12 protein-coding genes and 1 pseudogene are annotated in these 19,418 nt (G+C 33.5%); 8 read left to right on the forward strand and 5 right to left on the reverse strand.

What is annotated here, in order from left to right; genetic code table 11:
- The first annotated feature begins 40 nt into the window (after positions 1 to 40).
- Positions 41 to 1,525 carry a MauE/DoxX family redox-associated membrane protein gene (locus ACNQGO_RS09310; RefSeq protein ID WP_417985086.1) on the forward strand — a complete coding sequence of 495 codons (1,485 nt, stop codon included), beginning with the start codon at positions 41 to 43 and terminating at the stop codon, positions 1,523 to 1,525.
- 89 nt (positions 1,526 to 1,614) lie between these two features.
- Positions 1,615 to 1,893, forward strand: a complete 279-nt coding sequence (locus ACNQGO_RS09315; protein ID WP_086452579.1) for a DUF6520 family protein — start codon at positions 1,615 to 1,617, stop codon at positions 1,891 to 1,893.
- A 44-nt stretch (positions 1,894 to 1,937) separates the two neighbouring features.
- Here ACNQGO_RS09315 and ACNQGO_RS09320 read toward each other — a convergent pair whose 3' ends face one another.
- From ACNQGO_RS09320 to ACNQGO_RS09330, 3 genes are all read right to left on the reverse strand, one after another.
- A complete protein-coding gene (locus ACNQGO_RS09320) occupies positions 1,938 to 4,460 on the reverse strand; it encodes a S9 family peptidase (RefSeq protein WP_417985087.1) in 2,523 nt (840 codons plus the stop codon).
- Positions 4,461 to 4,524: 64 nt separating this feature from the next.
- The gene (locus ACNQGO_RS09325; protein ID WP_417985088.1) at positions 4,525 to 5,934 is read right to left on the reverse strand and encodes a RagB/SusD family nutrient uptake outer membrane protein; all 1,410 of its coding nucleotides are present in this window, start codon (positions 5,932 to 5,934) and stop codon (positions 4,525 to 4,527) included.
- A 19-nt stretch (positions 5,935 to 5,953) separates the two neighbouring features.
- Complete coding sequence (locus tag ACNQGO_RS09330) at positions 5,954 to 8,947, reverse strand: SusC/RagA family TonB-linked outer membrane protein (RefSeq protein WP_417985089.1); 2,994 nt, start codon at positions 8,945 to 8,947, stop codon at positions 5,954 to 5,956.
- An 879-nt stretch (positions 8,948 to 9,826) separates the two neighbouring features.
- On the opposite strand from ACNQGO_RS09330, the gene ACNQGO_RS09335 reads away from it, so the two are divergent.
- The 6 genes and pseudogenes from ACNQGO_RS09335 (at position 9,827) to ACNQGO_RS09360 (ending at position 15,364) form a co-directional block, all read left to right on the forward strand.
- Complete coding sequence (locus tag ACNQGO_RS09335) at positions 9,827 to 10,126, forward strand: transcriptional regulator (protein WP_417985090.1); 300 nt, start codon at positions 9,827 to 9,829, stop codon at positions 10,124 to 10,126.
- An 849-nt stretch (positions 10,127 to 10,975) separates the two neighbouring features.
- Positions 10,976 to 11,179 (forward strand): annotated as a pseudogene (locus ACNQGO_RS09340) (peptidase associated/transthyretin-like domain-containing protein); the annotation flags it as partial.
- 28 nt (positions 11,180 to 11,207) lie between these two features.
- Positions 11,208 to 11,510 (forward strand): hypothetical protein, encoded by a 303-nt coding sequence (locus ACNQGO_RS09345; protein ID WP_417947237.1) that lies wholly within the window; start codon positions 11,208 to 11,210, stop codon positions 11,508 to 11,510.
- A 102-nt stretch (positions 11,511 to 11,612) separates the two neighbouring features.
- Positions 11,613 to 11,972 carry a phosphatase PAP2 family protein gene (locus tag ACNQGO_RS09350; protein WP_417947244.1) on the forward strand — a complete coding sequence of 120 codons (360 nt, stop codon included), beginning with the start codon at positions 11,613 to 11,615 and terminating at the stop codon, positions 11,970 to 11,972.
- 8 nt (positions 11,973 to 11,980) lie between these two features.
- Positions 11,981 to 14,170: a TonB-dependent receptor gene (locus tag ACNQGO_RS09355; RefSeq protein ID WP_417947240.1), complete on the forward strand. Its 2,190-nt coding sequence runs from the start codon at positions 11,981 to 11,983 to the stop codon at positions 14,168 to 14,170.
- Between the two features lie 9 nt (positions 14,171 to 14,179).
- A complete protein-coding gene (locus tag ACNQGO_RS09360; RefSeq protein ID WP_417947242.1) occupies positions 14,180 to 15,364 on the forward strand; it encodes an MFS transporter in 1,185 nt (394 codons plus the stop codon).
- A 270-nt stretch (positions 15,365 to 15,634) separates the two neighbouring features.
- On the opposite strand, the gene ACNQGO_RS09365 is transcribed toward ACNQGO_RS09360, so the two are convergent.
- Positions 15,635 to 17,992, reverse strand: coding sequence for a TonB-dependent receptor domain-containing protein (locus ACNQGO_RS09365; RefSeq protein ID WP_417985091.1), 2,358 nt, complete (start codon positions 17,990 to 17,992; stop codon positions 15,635 to 15,637).
- Positions 17,993 to 18,050: 58 nt separating this feature from the next.
- Positions 18,051 to 19,418, reverse strand: coding sequence for an HTTM domain-containing protein (locus ACNQGO_RS09370; RefSeq protein WP_417985092.1), 1,368 nt, complete (start codon positions 19,416 to 19,418; stop codon positions 18,051 to 18,053).

A 19,418-nucleotide genomic window follows, 5' to 3' on the forward strand; every position in this document is an offset into this window, starting at 1 on the left:
CATTTTATAATTCAGAATTTTGCTTTAAATAAAAAGTACTATGAAACTGAATATTAAATTACAAAATGTATTTTTAGAGATGGTCTGCTTCCTGTATATCATTTTGTTTACGTATGCTGCAATCAGTAAACTAATTGATTTTGAAAACTTTCAAACACAATTAGGCCAGTCGCCACTTTTAAGTGCTTATGCTGCTTCTATCTCGTTTCTTGTAATTTTTGCGGAATTGGGACTAGTACTTGCTTTATCTCTGCGAGTAAGTCGAATAAAGGCCCTTTATTTATCAGTGGGCTTAATGACTGTTTTTACTACATATATTATTTTGATTTTGAATTTTAGTTCGTTTATTCCATGCTCTTGTGGTGGAATTTTAGAAAAGTTAGGATGGACTGAACACTTGATTTTCAACCTTTTTTTCATTTTCATAGGTAGTTGTAGTCTGTTGCTTCATCAATATGATAAAAAAGGGATTATCTCACTGTTATTAATTGTAGTATCAAGTGTGCTTTTCGTTATTTTTTTATTACTATCATCAGAGGATACTATGCAGAAGCAAAATCCATTTATTCGTCGATTTACTCCCAACATTGCATCAAGGACTTTAATAAAAAACTTAAATAATTATGGATTTTACTTTGCCGGCCACTCTAAAGGAAAGATCTATTTAGGAAATACTATTTCTCCTTTAACTATCATTGAGTTTGACAGCACATTGCAACATAAAAAACAATATTCTATTCAACTTATTCCGGATACTTTACCTTTTAGAGCCGTTAAAACAAAAATTGTGGCTGCTCATTTTTTTCTTTATGATGGTTCTATTCCTATCATTTATCGGGGTTTAGTTTCTGATTGGAAAGCTACCATTTGGGTTACCAAAAAACCTTATTTTACTACATTACAACCAATTGATTCTGCTCTTTGTATATTTAGAGGACAACAATTAGGTACTTACGAAAATATATTGGGTACAATAGCTTTAAATGACTCTTTAAAAATTAGAAAGCAAAAGCACTTATTACAAAAACAAATAGACGGTATTTTTGACACGGACGGAACCCTGACTTATAGTGAAGGTTTAAAGAAAATCGTTTACACTTATTTCTATCGAAATCAATTTATTGTAGCCGATACAGCTTTGCAACTTGTCCATCGCGTTACGACTATTGACACCACTACCGAAGCTAAACTAAAAGTAGTCAGAGTCAAAAAATCAGGGGATAGTAAACTTGCAGCTCCGCCTTATACTGTTAATTTACGAAGTGCTGCCTTTAATCAACTTTTGTTCAATCAATCTGGGCTTCGTGGCAGTTATGAAAGTAAAAAAAATTGGAACTATGCTTCTATAATTGATGTTTATGATATTACGAATAAAATCTATTTATTCAGTTTCTACATCTACCACGAAAACAAAATGAAAATGAGTGATTTATTGATAACTGAAAAGGCCTTGTATGCAATAGTAGGACATCAAATTGTAAAATATACTTTTGGAGCCACAATTTTAACGCAACTAAAAAAATAAAATTAAAGATATACTGGCCAGTATCAGGGGTAAGATCGAAAACCTGAAGAAAAGAGTAGATCGAAATAATAATTATTAATTTTTTTATTATGAAAACAGATTTTTTAAAATTGATGGTGCTTCCAATGGTAGCATTCTCATTGGCTAGTGCTGCTGCTGTAACCACTAGCACGGCAAAAGAAAGCCAAACGGCTACTGCAATTATTAATGGTTATATCCATTCACCACTCCCTTCCAGTTGTAAACTGGTAAACGTAGATTGCGATGTTACTGGAAATGCTTTTTGTATGAGTGGTTCTTCACAAGTATTCGATAAAGATAGTGAAACGACCTGTTCTACGCCGCTTTTTAGAACTGTTAATCCGTAGATTAACGAATAAGTGCAGTTTTAAAAAACTGCACTTATTTATTTTTATTCCTTTAAATATCGGTCAAACCAATCGATAATTCGTTTTGTAAGGTCCATTTTATTCTCCTTGATTACAATTACATGCTGGTCTTTTGGATATACCAATAAAACATTCTTTTTCTTTGCTCTCCTCAATGCATTATAAAAAAGTAAACTTTGTTCGTAGGGTAAATTAGTCTCCATTTTACCAACCCAAGACAGTAATGGTGTAGTAACATTATCTGCATAAAGTATTGGTGAATTTTTCAGGTATAACTCTTTGTCTTCAAAAATAGATTTTCCTATTCTCCATTGTTGCGATTCACTTCGCCATAATTCCGGGATATTGAGACTTTTTGAGTTACTAAAATACCAACTTACCATGTCTGAAATTGCTGCACCCGATACTGCCGCTGCAAAAATTTTCGATTTTGTAATGATGTAATTTGTTTCATAACCTCCGAAAGAATGCCCTATCAAACCAATTCCCTTGGTGTCAATCATTCCTGTTTTTACAACTGCATTATTTGCAGCAACAACACAATCCAGTGCGCTATTTCCAGTTTCTCCTCCATAATATTTCACATCAGGCATCAATACAAAATAATTCCGTTGCACAAAATGTTTCACATTAAAACCGGTATCGTTGTATAAAGTCGGAATGCAATAATCATACAATGAGTTAGTGATTTGCGAGTACACATTGATTATCATCGGATATTTTTTGCCTACTTCATAATTTACCGGATAATATAGTAATCCTTGCAGTTTGTCTCCTTTTGAATTCGAAAATGAAATTAGTTCTACCTTTCCTTGATTAAAATTTTTATCATGGGTATTGCTTTTAAATAAAACCTTATTTACACCGTTTTTTAATGATACAATTCTTGGAGACTGATTGTGTGATTGTTCTCGATAGACATAGACTTCATTATTGGCTCTACGCAATTCATCTGATTTTGTATCATTGTTTGCTACTGGAATTAAAGTGTTGGATGTAGAAATTAATTTGAATTGTTGTGCTTTAGTAGTCGCATTTCTTGAAGAGACGATTAAATCATTAGTCGCATTAATTTCAGTAAGAGCCCAACCGTTGTAATTATCATTTCCTATTTGCTTGATGTTCGAACCATCTACAGTGAAGTACGTTCCGCTTTCTTGTCCGCTTGTAATCCGTTTTAGTTTACTTGTTTTTATATCAAATTTAAAAATATCAAACTCATCTTGTACCAAAAGATATTCTCCATTATCACTCCATCCTTTCATTCCAAAAACATGTGGTCTTGTTATGTACTTTAAATCATTTGAAACCCATTCGGAACCTGCAGGTGGAACAATTGACACCGTAGATTGTGTTTTTATATTGTACAGCCACCAATTTTTATCTTTAAAATAGCAGATGTACGCTCCATTTGGGGAAAAAGACAATAGGTAATTTTCGCCAGGTTGCTTTTCTAAAAACAACTTTTTGGTGCCATCAGCCAGGTTGTACAAGAAATAGTCAACCTCACCATAGCGCTTAAAATGAGGTGCATATGCAGTTGGATTGTAAAGTAATGCAACTGATTTACTGCCGCTAAGCTGTACAAAAGGAAGTTCTTTACTTGTAATTGTTGTCCACCGATTTTCTTCGATAAACCAGACAGACAAAGTTGAATACCCCTCAAGATTTTCCCTACTTGCTTTTGGATAAATCCATAAATCTTCTGTATCCCAAACCTCGACATCATCTTTTTTTGGTGTTGCACCATCTTTAAGTTTTGCGATTCCAAAAAATACCCTTTTGCCGTCACTTGAAATTTTGAAAGATTTTGTGGTAACAATTTCATGCTTTTCTGGAAAATTTGAGAATGATCTCGGTTCAAATGCCTGAATACTATTGTCTTGGGTTCTGTAGAAGTTCAGTTTTGTGCTTTGCTCGTTGATGCCCTCTTCGCGCCAAAAAGCACCTTTTCCATATTCTGCTAATGTCAGACCAGATAATTTGTTTTGCGTTGTGTTATATTCTGTTTTTTGGTTTGTCCGAAGCTCTATTGTTCCGAAACTACTTTTCCCTTCATGGCTAGTGAGATAAAACAGGATATCGTTAGGCTGATCCAATTGGTATTCCGTTACATTTGGAAGTTGGATGATTTCTTTATTTTTTATGGTCCTTACCATTAATTCCCCATCACTGGAATAGCTCACAATAATTTTCCCACTATTTGCAAATTCAAAAGCAGCACTATTAGATATAATAATGTTTTCACTACTTTCTAAGTTGGTTACTATTACTTTATCTCCTTGAAAAGCACCAAATGCAATTTCACCGCCAAATTTGCCCTGTGTTCCTAGTGGAAAACTAAATCCAATATTTTTCTGCGTATGTTTTACAAATAATGTATCTAAACCATTGCTGTACTGCATATCAAATGATATCCAGTTTCCTTTCTGGGAAATAGCTCTATTTTCTAATTTGCCCCATCTTTCATACTCTGCATCAGCAATATTCTTTTTGGAATTATCCTGCCCGTAAATAGAGCAGGATAATACTATCCAAAATGTCAAAATTGTTTTTTTACAAGAATAACCTAAAGTGTGATTACTATGGTTTTTTAATAGCTTCATAACTTTAATATCCTGTGTTTTGCGGTTGTAAATTTGGATTTGCGTTCAATTCTAGCTCTGGAATAGGCCACAAAATATCTGAACTGTTCCAGCCTGGTTTTGAAACAGATAGTATTCCATCGACTGCTCCACTGCGCTTTAAATCAAAAAAGCGATGGCCGTGTTCAGTAAAAAACTCAAATCTTCGTTGTTTTTGAATTTCAGACAAAATTTCAGTGGCGATAGATGATGTAGTTATTGGTAAGCCAGCGGTCACTCTTATTTTATTTAAATCTTCTTTTGCTCCCGCTATATTGCCTTGTTTTGCTCTTGCCTCTGCTCTGATCAAATATTGTTCTGCTAAGCGCAACACAATAGAATATTCCTGTGAACTTGTTGTTGCGGTGCGTAGTTTGTATTTATTGGGATGATACCAAGTATTTAGTCCGGTGGTAACTGACTTTGTCCAATTCACTTTGCGTTGGTCGCCTGTTTCAAATGCGTTCATAAAATCGGTACGAAGCGCACAAACTGGTGGCGGTCCTGATACGAAAATAAAAGTTGTACCTTCATTGCTATTTCGCACCGCTGTTGCTGATGCTAATTGCCAAATAGTAGTTTTACTATTTCTTAAAAAAATCTTATTTAAATCCGTTTCCCAAGCATAAAGCGCACTATTGATAACAGTAGTTGCTTCATTTGCTGCTTCTGTATTTTTATTCATGTATAAATATACTCTCGCCAACATGGCTTTGGCCACCATTTTATTGGGTTTGGCACGATCCGAAGAACTATAATTTTCAGGCAATCTAGTACTGGCACTTTCTAAATCCTTCGCGATTGCTGCATATACTTCATCAGCAGAACTACGCCTAACTTTTCTATTAATTTCATAATTGGTTCCTGTAATATAGGGGATGCTACCATAAATTTGCAACAGATAAAAATGCACTAGAGCACGAACGAATAGTGCTTCACCCGACACTCTGTTTTTAATCGCAATAGGTAACCCGGTCGAATTTTTAATACCTTGAATAACCGAATTTGCGTTATATATTTGACTATAGCTTGAAGTCCAAAGTGACGTCACAGTAGCATTATCAGCCGTAAGCGCATTGTTGTAAATAGGTAGGGAAATTGTAGAGTTGGTATAATCTTGTAATTCATCAGCGTACAATCCCATTCTAACAGATGCACCAGTAGGTAATCCAGATAGGATGCCGCCGTCACGAAGTTGTGCATAGATTTGTGCCATTGCTGCATTTGCTGTCAATTCACTTTCAAAAACTGTAGTTCCTGTAAGCTGAGAATTAGGTAATGGAACCTCTACAAAATGACTACAGGAACTTGAAGACAGCATCAGTGCCAAAACAAAAAGAATGCGATACACCTGAAATGGCTTTATTAGTACCATTATAAATTGTAAATTTTTCATATTACTATTTTTTTGAGGATTAAAAGTTTAATGTCATTCCGCCACTGATCACTTTTAGCGGAGGGAGGAATCCTGAGAACTTAAACTCGGGATCACCTGCTTTGTAGGGTGTAAATGTCAGTAGGTTTTGACCTTGAATAAAAAGTTTGCATTTTACATTAGTGGTCGTTTGTAACGGAATATCATAGGAAAGTGAAATATTCTTTAGTCTGATAAAAGAGCCGTCTGTAATTACAGCATCACTTTCTATGTACCTATAATACGTGCTTACCGCTGCACCATTTAGTCCCGTAGTGTGCAGTTGCGAACTGCTTTGATCCCCAATTTGCTGCCAAGCATCACCACTACTGTTGCTTTGGTTTACTTGACCTCCTCCCGGAACATTTGAAATGTAATCGTAATTGTCTCTTTTTACGAATTGCAATAGAAAATCCAATTGCCAATTTTTATAGTCCAATTGGTTTTGGATGCCTCCAAAATATTTAGGAGATAAGTCTTTGCTAATTTGCTTGTCGCCTGCTGTTATGCTTCCATCCCCATTTAAATCTTCAAAATCGTATAATCCTGTTTGTGGATTAACACCTTTGCTTTGGTATAATTTTACTATATCAATTGATTGTCCGATCACATACCGATTTGCAAAAGTGGAACCTGAAAGATTCGGAAAAGAAAGTAGTTTATTTTTTGCCACGGCCACATTGAAGTTCGTTGACCATTTAAAAGAGTTTGAATCAATATTTAGGGTTCTAACGGAAAATTCAAAACCTGAATTTTCAACGGTAGCATCAAGATTCGCATTTAATGACAAGAAACCTGTTGTAGCTGGCATAGGAATACCCACCAATTGATCTGACGAACGATTCCTATACAACGCTAGCGTACTAAAAATTCTGTCTTTAAAAAAACCAGTTTCTAAAGCTAATTCTAGTTTACGATTGGTTTCCCATCCAAAGTTGGCATTGTAAAGTCGTGTAGGTTGTAACCCAATTATGCCCTGATAATTAGCACCAGTTGTACCGTAGGTATCATAAAACTGATAATCTCCAATTTGATCATTGCCCGTAGTTCCATAACTAAAACGGAGTTTTCCAAAACTCATTTTACTATTTTCTGGATTGAATTTTTCTTTGCTAAAAATCCATGCAGCACCAATAGCACCAAAATCCGCATATTGTTTGCCTGGTCCAAATCGGCTGGAGCCATCCCGACGACCTGTAAAGTTTAAAAAGTATTTTTCGTCGTAACTGTAATTGATGCGACCAAAAAAAGCTTGATAACGGTATAAAAAGGTATCGCTATTGGTTGTGTTTTTTGTAATTGCAGAAGCTAAGTTGTTAATCAGATTGTTGTTTGCAAAACCAATACCCGATTGAAATAGGCGTTCTGTACGTTGTTGCTGGCTTGTCATCCCCACTAGTATATCAAATTTGTGGTTTTCAAAATTTTTGAAACTTCTTAGTTGTGGCTCTATAATCCATGATTGTCTGCTGGTAAGGTTTAAGTACAGTAAGGAATTGTCACTCCCAACTTCGTAAACGGGATTGTAAATGGTGGATGGTATCGTTCGGAGTTCTTTGGTTTTTAAATCGGTAAAACCAAAATTTGATTTAATTTCTAAACCTGGAATTAGTTCATAAGACAACACGCTATTGGCAACCAAGTCATTGGTGTTCGCACGGTAGGTGCTTTTTAGAGGTGCTAAAGGATTTTCGAAGGTATCATTTTCCCAGTTTATATTACCATTTGAATCGTAGAGTGCGGGAGCGTTTGGTGCCAAATAACGCGCTGTTAACGTCAAATCTGTCGCTGCTTGTAGATTATCTTGTGCAGTGTAATTTCCCGAAAAAGAGATTTTGAATTTCTTATCTACAGAAGTGTGGTTTATTGAGCTAAGAAAACCTCCTTTTATGTACCTGAAATCTCCCAGAAGGACTGTTCCCTCGGTTCTGTAATTCCCACTAATCAAGAATTGTGTTGTTTCACTACCACCAGAGATACTGGTTCTAAAGTCATTGATTGTTGCTGAACCGCCTAATAATTCCTTTTGCCAATTGGTATATCGAGTTTGATCCCAAGTCCCATTTACATCATAATCAGTATCTGATATTGGAATTCCATCATTGATAAATGCTTGTTTACGCATCGACAGATACTGCTGCGTATTCATCAGATCTACAAATTTAGTCGCTGTACCAACGGCTGTTGAGGCAGTTACTGAAATGTTAGTTTTACCTGACTTTCCTTTTTTTCGAGTAATTAAGACCACACCGTTTGCACCTCTTGACCCGTAAATTGCCGTCGCATCGGCATCTTTTAATACTTCGATACTTTCTATATCATTGGGGTTAATACTGTTCAGCGGGCTGGCTTGGCTTGGTAATGCTGTTGAAGTGTTCGCACTTCCTATGGACTCGTTAGAATAGGGAACTCCATCAATAATGTATAATGGTTCATTTCCATCAAGACGAATGCTGTTGCGGCCTCTAATTTTAATTTGGAAACCACCGCCAGGAGTTCCCCCATCTTGAATGATATTGACACCTACCATTCTTCCTTGCATTGCAGCTAGTACGTTTGTGACAGGTTGCTTGTCGATATCTTTTGCAGTCATTCTTGCAATGCTACCCGTTTGCTCTTTTTCTTTAATAGAATAATATCCGGCATTTATTATGATTTCTTTTAAAGTCGTTGCATCTTCAGTCAATTTTACATTGATAGTTGCTTGATTTGCAACTACTATTTGCATCGTTTTATAGCCTAGATAGGAAAAAACCAAAACATCATTCTCCGCTGCTAGTATGGTGTAATTTCCATTTTCATCAGAAAATGTTGTTGTTGGCTTGTCGTTAACCTTGATGGTTACGCCGGGAACTGTGCCGGTATCATCGGTAATCTTACCTTTGATAGATCGTGTTTGAGCATTTAATCCTGTTATGAAGCACAGGAAAAGGATGCAGTACAGTTTGGACAGTTGTGTTGTTGTCCAAAACTTCAAAAATGATTTTTTTTTCATACTTTTGAATTGGTTTAGTTAGACTTCGGTTTAGTTTGCTTTGGTCCTCTATTCGTCCGGCAAGAAGAGTTAGAGGACCTTTTTTTTTGTGATTAGCCACGAAAGTACTAAGGCATAGATTTTTATTTTTTTAAGTCATAGGCGTTATCTGTATTTTGTAGGTTTTGTCATATCTAAGCAAGCTGTGTGATGTGAAAATAAATAGTTATTTTTCTTAGTTATTTTTCTTAGTTATTGCTGTTTATATAAAAGCGTTGCAACCATAAAGCCAACAAATTATCAGTGTAATGAAAGCTAGAATTAAAGTAACTTTTATAGTTTTATAGTATTTCATCTATTCGTTGTTTGTTTCCTGTTTTTCAATTTATTATTTCGATTTGTGCTACTGCTGTTACCACAGATCTTGAGAGCACTCTTTTTTGGGTGCAAAGGATTTTGAATTTATGTTGTTTTTTTCAGGAAAGTACACTGCCGTTGCCAGTTGCAGCCCAACTCAGGCAGTGCGTTTCCAAACAAACTAATTCAATTAATTGATTGATTTACGATACTGTAAAAAAGAAGATTTGCTTAGAATAAAAGCGAGTAACTTTTGCGCATAAAAATGGCATGGAACTCAGCTTATTGCACCGTGGGTACTGGTATACCTTGCAACAATAAGTGAGCCCACGCCATGGGACGTGAGCATCTTACTTATCATCTCGTTGCTAAAATTACCAGTTTTACGATGCGAGATTCAAAGCGAATGCTTCAAATATTTTATATGAAGAATCGCAAAAATACATTACATATTTGTATTAATATAACAAATATAACAAAATACTTTTAAACGCGCACTAAAGTACGCGCTATTTTTTGATCATTGACTTTTCTTTGCTAAAAATGACAGAGACTAGCAACATTATTTGTAACTATATTTTCAATAACTGGATTAAATCTTATAAATCTCAGAGGTCTTTTGCATTGGATCATAATATTGAAGAAAGCATAGTTAGAAAAATTAAAAACACTTCGCTTAATATCGAAGGTTCAAATTATAATATTCCTGTAAATACTCTTAAAAAAATTTGCGAATCAAGAAATATCAAGCTTTCTGAGTTTTTTAAATTAATTGAAGAACAATCTGGTTCTAAGACTAATGATGATTTTGTTTTGAAAACAAACACAAAAAAAGATGCGTAAGCATCTTTTCCCGTTTTTAGCGATACGGAATACTTGTCAATTAGGAATTAAAACTTGCCAAAAACGGTGGAATTGATTTGATGCTAAAAAAGTAGCTCTTTATACGTTCTACATTTGAGGAATGGAATGTTATGAAATTATAAAATTTATTGGGGTTTTGTTTTTATGTCTTTATCTGAGAGGTAAAATTTATAAGTCTAGGAGAAATAGTCACTAAAACGACAGCTGGAAGAGTAGGGATAAGAAGTAAAAGATACTGAGATGGACCTAACCCAAAAATGTGGACGTTTAACCTAATCCTTCATTTATGAATTACAGTCAATTTGCCAACAAAATAATATTATTGTTTGTACATTTGCAACGATGAAAGGATACATTAAAATATTACTTCTACTTTTGATATCTTGTTGCTATGTCAACACGGTATTTGAATTTTCGGATACCGAGGAGAAGGCTAATTTTGAAAATGAAAGCCATACTTATATCCAAAAATTTGATAATGAGTCATTTTCAAATAGTATAACACAAAGTATTCCGCATTGCGACATTAATTTTAACACCCCAATACTATTCCATTTAAGTGCAATTACACCTGCATCTAAATGCAATTCATTCTACAAAAGTTCTTTCTTTCCAAAGCGGAATAAGCTTTTTATTCTGTATTCTTCTTACTTGATTTGATGAATTTCTGATTTGACTTTTTTAGGCAATTGCTACGCAGTTGTCTGTTTTACTATTTCAAACAATTCTATTTAAATCCAAGAAAAAAAATATTCATTCTTTTGCTATTTCCTTTTTAGCAACAGCCCAAAATACTTTTAAAGCAATCATCAAAATAAAAAAACAAAAGAGGCAATTACGAATGTTTCTGTATTTTTAGAGGGAACTCAAAAAGGTTCTATCTCCGATGAAAAAGGATTTGTAACAATCGAAAATATTCCCAACGGAAAGCAAACCATTGTTTTAATCCTATTGGTTATAGTAAAAAAGAGAAAACTATTACATTCCCTCAAAATGATAACATTGAAATATTTTAGAACCAATAGAGTGTAAACATAGCATTCTAATTAAACTAAAAAAAATGAAAACATTGAAACAAAACATAATTTTACTTATTATACTTTTAACTACAATTTCTTTAACCGCTCAAGAAGTAGTTAAAAAGGATAGTATCAAACAAAATTTAAAGTTCAATTACAAGCAACTTATTATTCCAACTTTTTTAATTAGTTATGGAGCTATAGGAATTGAAAAAATCGACTACCTAAAAGAATTAAATTTTGAAATTAGGGAAGAAGTTATAAACGATATTGACAGAAAAACCACTTTTGATGATTTCTCACAATATGCTCCTGCTTTAACAGTTTACGCATTAAATAACTAAGGAATACAAGGAAAGAATAACTTAAAAGACAGAAGTGTTATTTTAGCTACATCTTTTTTATTAGTTTTTACTTCCGTAACAGCATTAAAACGAATTACAAACATTGAACGTCCGGATGGTTCTTCATATTCTTTTCCATCAGGACATACTGCGACCGCTTTTGTTGGTGCCGAGTTTCTTTGGCAAGAGTACAAAGACAAATCTATCTGGTACGGAATTTCAGGTTATGCTGTCGCAACTGCAACTGGTCTTTTTAGAATAACTAATAATAAACATTGGCTTACAGATGTTGCCGCAGGTGCAGGCATAGGAATACTAAGTACTAAAATTGCTTATTGGCTAAATCCGTACATTAAAAGAAAAATATTCAAATCGCCTGGAGAGAAAAAAACAGTGTCAATGATAGCCCCTTTTTATAATGGTAAAGAAATCGGATTAGGGCTAATAGTAAATTTAAAATAAACATACAAATGAAAAACGCAACAAGTAATAAACATAAAATTCTATTTATAATATTCTTTCTTTTAAATCTAAATTTAATTTTTGCACAGAACACCTTAAAGGCAATCATCAAAAATGAAAAAACAAAAGAAACAATTACGAATGTTTCCGCATTTTTAGAAGGAAATAAAAACGCTTCTGTCCCAGACGAAAATGGATTAGTAATAATAGAAAATATACCTGATGGAAAGCAGACTATTATTTTTGATGCTATCGGATATCGAAAAAAAGAAAAAACTTTACTATTTCCTCTAAATGATGCCATAGAGATATTCTTAGAACCAACAGCGGAAGAATTGGAAGAAGTTAAAGTTACTTCTACAACAAGAAGCAGCCGAACAATCAAAAATATCCCTACACGGATCGAAACGATTGCAGCGGGCGAATTAGACGAAAAATCCTCAATGCAACCAGGGAATATCAAAATGTTACTTACCGAAAGTACCGGAATTCAAACGCAACAAACCTCCCAAGTTTCGGGAAGTGCAAGCATTAGAATTCAAGGATTAGATGGGAAGTATACACAACTTTTACAAGACGGATTTCCTTTATATTCGGGTTTCGCAAGTGGTTTGAGCATTTTACAAATTCCACCTTTGAATTTAAAACGCGTAGAAGTAATCAAAGGCTCCACTTCAACACTTTATGGCGGCGGATCCATTGCGGGATTGATAAACTTGATTACAAAAGAACCAACCGACACAAGAGAAATTTCATTTTTGGCAAATATAAATCAAACACAGGCATTGGATTTAAGCGGTTTTTATGCCGAAAAATACAAGAAATCCGGGCTTACAATTTATGCTTCAAGTAATTCCCAAAAAGCATACGATGTGAATAACGATGGGTTTTCGGATATTCCAAAATTCGACAGATATACCATAAGTCCAAAATTTTTCTATTATCCAAATGAAAAAATAACATTTAGCTTAGGTGTTAACGCAGGATTTGAAAAACGAATTGGTGGAGATATGCAAGTAATAGACAACAAATCAGATGCTACGCATACGTTCTTTGAGCGAAATAACAGTAATCGATATTCGACACAGGCAAAATTTGAAAAAACATTTGACAATAAAAATATATTGACAATTAAAAATAGTGTTGGATATTTTAACCGAAAAATAGAAAAACAAACTTATAATTTTGAAGGGCAACAAGTAGCCACTTTTACAGAAGCCAATTATCTGATTCCAAACGAAAAATCAGAATGGAATTTGGGAGCCAATTTAGTTTCGGATAATTTCAAACAAATTAATTTAGTCGCTGACAAATTAGATTATTACAATGCTACATTTGGTATTTTTGCTCAAAATAATTTGAACATAACCGAAAAATTTATTTTGGAAAGCGGTTTACGTTTAGACATTTCAAACAGAAGCAATGTTTTTGTTTTGCCTCGTTTGTCATTATTGTATAAGATCAACGAAAAATTATCTTCACGATTTGGCGGTGGTTTAGGTTACAAATCACCAACCATTTTCTCGGAAGAAACCGAAGAAAAAGCATTTCAAAATATAAATTCACTTGACTTTTCAAAAATCAATCCTGAAAAATCGTATGGATTAAATGCTGATGTCAATTACAAAACTACCATTTTTGACGAAGTAAGTTTTGCCATTAATCAAATGTTTTTTTACACCATTATCAAAAACCCGTTAGTTCTTAATCCAGTTCCTTCGACGGTTAATTATGCCTTTGAAAATGCCAACGGAAATATAGAAACCAAAGGTTTTGAAACAAACGTAAAACTTCGTTTTGAGGATATTTCTTGTTACATTGGTTACACTTACATTGATGCACAAAGAAATTTTGATAATAATTCAATAGTAAATCCATTAACGGCGAAACACAGAATAAATGCAAACTTAATGTATGAATGGGAAGAAAAATTGCGTATTGCTTACGAGGTTTTTTATGTTGGAAATCAATATTTGACAAACAACGAAAAAGTAAGGGATTATTGGGTTATGGGAGTGTCAGGGGAATACAAATTTAAGTATTTCAGCATATTTTTGAATCTTGAAAACTTTTTGGACAGCCGACAATCGAAATGGGACAATATGTATTCGGGAACAAATCAAAATCCAAAATTTAGAGAAGTTTACACACCAACAGATGGATTTATATTAAACGGAGGAATTAAAATTAAGCTGTGAAAAAGCCAAATGAAAACAAAAATTATCACACGAACCGTTTGGATATTATCTATAGTCAGTTTATTTACTGATGCAGCAAGTGAAATGCTGTACCCAATTATACCAATTTATTTAAAAACAATCGGATTTTCTATTGTATTAATTGGTGTTTTGGAAGGTTTTGCAGAAGCTTTGGCAGGCTTAAGCAAAGGATATTTCGGGAAATTATCGGATAATTCCGGAAAACGTGTTCCGTTTGTTCAACTCGGTTATGCATTAAGCACTATTTCAAAACCAATGATGGCAGTTTTTACTTTTCCGCTTTGGATTTTCTTTGCGAGAGCTATAGACCGCTTCGGGAAAGGAATTCGCACAGGTGCAAGAGATGCTATTTTATCGGATGAGGCAACATCTGAGAACAAGGGAAAAATCTTTGGTTTTCATCGATCAATGGATACTTTTGGAGCAGTTATTGGGCCAGCATTGGCATTAGTGTATCTATGCTTTTATCCACAGGATTACAAAACACTTTTTTATGTCGCTTTTATTCCTGGTCTACTAGCTGTATTGGCTTCCTTTTTTTTGACAGACAAAACGAAAGACCATCCAATAGAAACAAAACCGACACCTTTTTTCTCCTTTCTAAATTATTGGAAAACAAGTCCGTTACAATATCGAAAATTAGTAATCGGGTTACTTGTATTTACATTATTTAACAGTTCTGATATTTTCTTGTTATTAAAAGCAAAACAGGCAGGGCTAACTGATACAGCAGTAATTGGAGTTTATATTTTTTACAATTTGGTTTATGCACTTTGCGCATTTCCAATAGGAATTTTTGCAGACAAAATAGGATTAAAGAAAATGTTTGTTTTTGGGCTTTTTTTGTTTGCAATCGTATATTTTGGGATGGCTTTCAGTACTAATATTTATAGTATTGCAATGCTGTTCTTTATTTATGGAGTTTATGCAGCGGCAACCGAGGGGATTTCCAAAGCTTGGATTAGTACAATTTCCGACAGAAAAGATACGGCAACAGCAATCGGAACTTATTCAGGTTTTCAAAGTATTTGTACAATGTTAGCGAGTTCATTAGCAGGATTAATTTGGTATCAATTTGGTGCAAATGCCACATTTATAATTACTGGAATAGCAATAGTTTTTATTAGCATTTACTTCTCATTTTTTGTGGAAAATAATAAAAACAAAAATTAAATAGCATAAAGAAAATAAAAAAGCCTCATTTATTCCAAAATTTTAGGACATTAAGCGAGGTTCATTTTTGATTTGATTTTTTTGTAAAATTATTTATAAATATTAAATTTTATAAGGTTCTTGATGTGAGTTGATTCTATTTTATTACCCAACTTCTTGGATTAAAGATCAATTTCGATGTGGATTTAGCATTTCAAGACTTTTTTAATTAAGAAAGGAAAACAGGTAAAAAATGCTTATTGGATTCTCAATCAGCATTTTTTTTAAACATTAAAAAACAAACTCAAGCGTAGTATAATAAGTTCTAGTATCAGACGGAATGATTCCGGGACCGGGATAACCAGTCGCTCTTCTTGTAAAGTAACTATTGTTTGTAAAATTGGTTATTCCAGCTTCCAGTTTCCAGTTTTTCCATTTGTAGGAAGTTGAAAAATCAACGACGTAATAAGCAGGAATTTGACCAAAAATGCCATACGTATTGTCATTTGCATCTGTTTTACTGTTGTTTGCTTCCGTAAATTGAGAAGAAACATAGGTGAATTGTACACTCGAAATGAAGTTTTTATACCCAATCCCTGTTCCTGTTTTTATGTTGTAAAGCGGTACGAATTCCACTTTATTTCCTTCAATATTTGGTGCGTCCGATTTTAAATATTCCGAATCTGTAATAGCGATATTGGAGAAAACATTCCAAACGAAGTTTTCTTTTTGTTTGAAAAAAGTTTTATTCAAACTCCAATCGAACATCGTTTCAAAACCATAAGTAACAGCAGTTCCAATATTGTCTCTAAACCTTACAATTGCTGCCGAACCATTTGGATTTCTAGTTTCGAATTCACCAATTTTATCATTATAATACAATCCATAAATGCTTGCATCAAAAGTTACTTTATCCCCTATTTGTCCCCGAATTCCAATATCAGAAGTATAGCCTTTTTCATCAGAAATATTTTCATCAATCACCTGGCTTGGACTTACAGTTCTGATGTCATTGAACGTTACCGAGCGATAATTTTGTGAAACATTTCCATAAAATTCTATTCTATTCAATGGTTTATAGCTTAATCCAACCCCTAACAAAACAAAGTTTCTGTCTTTTATATTATTCTCAAACTTGGTTTCATCTAAAATTACATTTCCGGCCAAATCCTGATTTATTTTTCGATAAGAACCTTCTGCCTGTGTTTTTATTTTTTCAAATCTAAAACCTGGTGTTACAGAAAAATTAGAAGTTATTTTGAAAATATTCTCTCCAAAAACCGATACATTCAAGTTTGGATACGTATAATTGGATTGGTTGGCATAAAAAGGAAATTCTGCATCAGCAACATTAAAATTGGCATCACTGCCCGAGGTTCCTGGACTTTGAACTCCTAAATTTTTAGATTGATAATATTTGGCTCCAATTAAAAAAGCGCTGGTGTTGTTTTTTATTTTATAGCGTTTTAAAAATCGTGCCTCCGCTCCCCAATTGACAAATTCCCCAATTATTAAATCTCTTTCCGTACCTACTCCATCAGGATTTGAAACCCTATTAGAACGATATCCAACTGCTTTTCGACTTGCATCTAACCCAAATAATTGCAATGAAAAATCGGTATTTGCATTAAATTTATGTTTTAATCGCAATGCAAATAAATTCCAGTTTACTGCAAACCAATTTCGGGTTCTATTGCTTTGTGTTGGATCTTCATTAAACATCACATCAGTTAATCCGCCAGCTTGTTGGGCTAAATAATTAAAATAAGTATAATCAAAATGCAATGATGTTTTTTCGTTGAACTTATAATTCAAATTCCCAAAATAGTTTTTGCTTTCAAATTCAGAATTGTGTCTAAAACCATTTCCTTGTTTGTAATTATAAAAGGTGTAGTAACTGAATTTATCTTTTGTACCGCTTAATGAGGTAAAAGTGGTAAACAAACCATAAGAGCCAAAAGTGTTTCTCGTTGCGAATTCAAATGGTTTTTGGCTTGGTGTTTTTAGTTTAAAATTGACTAATCCTCCAAATTGAGTTCCGTATTGCAATGATGCTGCACCGCGAACTACCTGAATTTCTTCGAGGGCTTCAGTGGGTGTAGCATAATAACTTTCAGGATAACCAAGAACATCTGCACTTATATCATAACCATTTTGACGGGTATTAAAATTGGAGGTTCGGTTTGGATCTAATCCTCGTCCACCAATACTTAATTGTAACCCACCATCAGAACTCTCGTTGATTGTTAATCCTACAACTTGAGCAAATATTTGACGTGCATTATTGGTTGCTTTATTTGCCGTAATTTTATTTAACGAGATTACTTCGGTTTTTTTTCCAGCGTAAATAGCAGTTTCATCAATATCTTTTAATTTATTGAGTGCAAATATTTTTTCTTTTTGTTTATTGATAACTACTTCCGAAAGGTTGGTGACTTTATCCAAAAAAATAACAATGCTTTCATCGGATGTTGCAACTGTTTTTTCTAAAACCGCATAGTTTTCTTTGTAAAAAACAAGTTCATAATTCCCTAACTTGTCAAATTCTATTGAAAACTCTCCTTTAGAATTAGATAGATATTTAGTTCCGGAAGTTTTATTATATATTTCAACGGAAGCTAGTACTGTACCATTGCTAGCTGCAGTCATTCCTGAAATTTTATATTGGGAAAAACTATTTATTGTAAAAAATAAAAGTAGAATACAACTAAAATCCTTTAATTTCATCGTTAAAAGGTAATATCCAAGTTTTGTGATGGAATGTTTCATTTTCTTTGGCTAAATTTATTGTTGGATTGATATATTTTTGACTTAATCTTCCATTGAGAGCAACATAGCTTTCTACTCTAACTTCGGGGTCGTTAATGCCTTGTTTTTGATAATAATCGTGTAAAAAATGTGCATATTCCAAAATAAAATCTGGTTGGAATGACATTTGCTTTTCCTGAAAAGTGGTTAAGAAATGACTGTTATTGATCACTATATATTCTTTCGTTTTAGTATCGGTAACACTAAATTGGGTATAACCAGCTTTTTCCATAAGCATCACGCGCCACGAAAACCGAAAACCTTCTTCTGTCCAAAATAATTCATCTGGATACAATACATATCGAAAAGGAAACAGTAACTGAAAAGATAAAAAACAGGTTAAAAAGGCTATTTTAGTATTATAAACTCCATTAAAATGCTGAATTTTTTCTTTTCCGTTCTCAAAAACAGTCATACTGAAATTGAATAATTTTGAAATAATTTGTAAACCCTTTTTATGAAAATCCGCATTAAAAAAGAGCAATGAACTTACAATCATTATATACGGAAAAACACCAATGGGAAATAAAATTTTAGTCAGAATATGAAAGACTACCACTAAAACAAATGCAAATAAGCGAGTTCTTCTATAAAGTAATAAAAAAGGTATACTTAAATCATAAATCATCCCCGTCCAGCTAAATGCGTAGTGCACCCAATTCTCGTTTAATAAAGAACCAATTAGAGGTAAATTAGAATTATTGGGTAACCAGATTTTGAGTGGCATCGCTTCAAAAAGCCAGTCGGAATTAAGTTTTGCCAAGCCAGCATAAAAATATACAATACCTAACAACAGTTTTAAAATATCAGTAGTCCATCTCGGGATTTTCTGATAGGCAATTCTAGGGTTTCTATACGCATCGATTGAAAAATAGACATTAGCAGGTAAAAAAATAAGTATAAAACTCACCACCGTAATAAAATAATAATGATTCAGGTAAGTGGTTTTGTCCATAAATTCAATGTAAGTAAAACTCAGGAAAAAGGTAATTATCGATATTTTGTATTTGTATCCTATTGCGACAAAAAAAGCTGCCAACCCTGAAACAAAAAACAATATATACGTGTAATTCCCTAGCGGTTTAACCCACTCAAAGCCATAATACGTGAAGTGAAATTGGGGTTGGATATAAAATTTATCAATCCAACCATAACTCACAAATCGGATAAGACTTAAAACCATCATAAAGCCAAACGCTAGCCTAAAAAAAGCTAGCGTTGATGCCTCTGAATATTTATTTAGATATTTTGTTATACTTAAACCCAT

Source organism: Flavobacterium frigidum, from assembly GCF_048286735.1.
Lineage (GTDB): Bacteria > Bacteroidota > Bacteroidia > Flavobacteriales > Flavobacteriaceae > Flavobacterium.

Excerpts from the sequence above, each read along its gene's own strand:
- ACNQGO_RS09310 (WP_417985086.1), top strand. The coding sequence starts at position 41 with ATGAAACTGAATATTAAATTACAAAATGTATTTTTAGAGATGGTCTGC.
- ACNQGO_RS09315 (WP_086452579.1), top strand. The coding sequence starts at position 1,615 with ATGAAAACAGATTTTTTAAAATTGATGGTGCTTCCAATGGTAGCATTC.
- ACNQGO_RS09325 (WP_417985088.1), bottom strand. The coding sequence starts at position 5,934 with ATGAAAAATTTACAATTTATAATGGTACTAATAAAGCCATTTCAGGTG.
- ACNQGO_RS09330 (WP_417985089.1), bottom strand. The coding sequence starts at position 8,947 with ATGAAAAAAAAATCATTTTTGAAGTTTTGGACAACAACACAACTGTCC.
- ACNQGO_RS09335 (WP_417985090.1), top strand. The coding sequence starts at position 9,827 with ATGACAGAGACTAGCAACATTATTTGTAACTATATTTTCAATAACTGG.
- ACNQGO_RS09345 (WP_417947237.1), top strand. The coding sequence starts at position 11,208 with ATGAAAACATTGAAACAAAACATAATTTTACTTATTATACTTTTAACT.
- ACNQGO_RS09355 (WP_417947240.1), top strand. The coding sequence starts at position 11,981 with ATGAAAAACGCAACAAGTAATAAACATAAAATTCTATTTATAATATTC.
- ACNQGO_RS09360 (WP_417947242.1), top strand. The coding sequence starts at position 14,180 with ATGAAAACAAAAATTATCACACGAACCGTTTGGATATTATCTATAGTC.
- ACNQGO_RS09365 (WP_417985091.1), bottom strand. The coding sequence starts at position 17,992 with ATGACTGCAGCTAGCAATGGTACAGTACTAGCTTCCGTTGAAATATAT.
- ACNQGO_RS09370 (WP_417985092.1), bottom strand. The coding sequence starts at position 19,418 with ATGGGTTTAAGTATAACAAAATATCTAAATAAATATTCAGAGGCATCA.